The organism is Ligilactobacillus pobuzihii E100301 = KCTC 13174, assembly GCF_000349725.1.
Classification (GTDB): domain Bacteria; phylum Bacillota; class Bacilli; order Lactobacillales; family Lactobacillaceae; genus Ligilactobacillus; species Ligilactobacillus pobuzihii.
In genome coordinates this window covers 1-1,076 of the sequence record NZ_APCP01000082.1, presented here as the reverse complement: position 1 = coordinate 1,076, position 1,076 = coordinate 1, and the positions used below count along the sequence as shown (strand labels likewise).

Genomic DNA, 1,076 nt, shown 5'->3' with positions numbered 1-1,076 from the left:
TGGTCGCTAAAACTAAATATTGGTCCGCTTTACCGCGTTTAGCGACAAAAACTAATCTCATGGGCATCTCCTGATTGTCCACTTGAAATGAGACGACTGAACTGTATAAATAGCGGGACTTAGTTGACCACTTACTACGTCGTAGAATTTCATACAGACTTTTAACGTCCATTTCACGACCACGATAACGAAAGTACATTTTTTTAGTCTTTTTTAACATACCGATCCCGTCACGCTGACGCTTTAGCAATTCAGCGAACATCCGTGGGGAAGCATACCAACTGTCAAAGAGGATATATTTAGCTTTGATCCCCGACGCAATGGCGTCATCTACTAGCTCAAGTGCGACATCATTCATTTTACGCACTGCTTGTGAACGACGACGACCAGATAAAGACCGCTGATCAGTCATTTTAAAGCTGCCTAATTGGTTTTTAGGTTTTCGTGAAGACATCAAGGCAAAGTGTAAGGGCAAAAAGGTATTGCCGTCACTCCAACCTAAGGTCAATGCCCGAAAGCCTTTAAAATAGCGTTGCTTGTCATGATCGAAGACCCGAGCTAATAATTCTGTTTTCTGAGAAAACTCGCGTTTAAATAAGGAATCGTCAATAATTAGTGCTTGGCGCCGACGGGAGTCGGTAAAGTATTGAACATACTCGATCAATTGGCCCCCAATAAGTCGGACCAGTCGTTGCCAGTTAGTATGAGCGTTATTCAGACAGTTGCGGACGGTCCGCTTTGAGAAAGCAGTTGATTTTTCGGCTCTAAAAATAGAATATCGGTTAAAAATGGTAGTCAGCAACCATTCAAAAAGTAATTCGGGACGAACGCCTCGTGATTTGGAGATGTTGGCACGACGTAAAATTGTCGGCAGGTGGACCAATTTTGAAAAATGACGAAAAGAATGATGAATATTGGTAGTATTATGTTGTATAGTAGACATGGCATGAAACTCCTTTGTATGTTTTTGTGGGATACATTAATTATACAGATATGGAGCAATTCATGTCTATTTTATACAGAAAAAACCCCGAAAATTCGGGGCTTTTTTGTATTATTTAACTTTCAACCTTTAG

1 protein-coding gene is annotated in these 1,076 nt (G+C 40.7%); it reads right to left on the bottom strand.

Annotated features, from left to right (window positions below; translation table 11 throughout):
• On the bottom strand, positions 1–943 hold a 943-nt coding region (locus LACPOB_RS11500), incomplete at its 3' end, for an IS4 family transposase (RefSeq protein WP_040532561.1).
• Positions 944–1,076 lie beyond the last annotated feature (133 nt).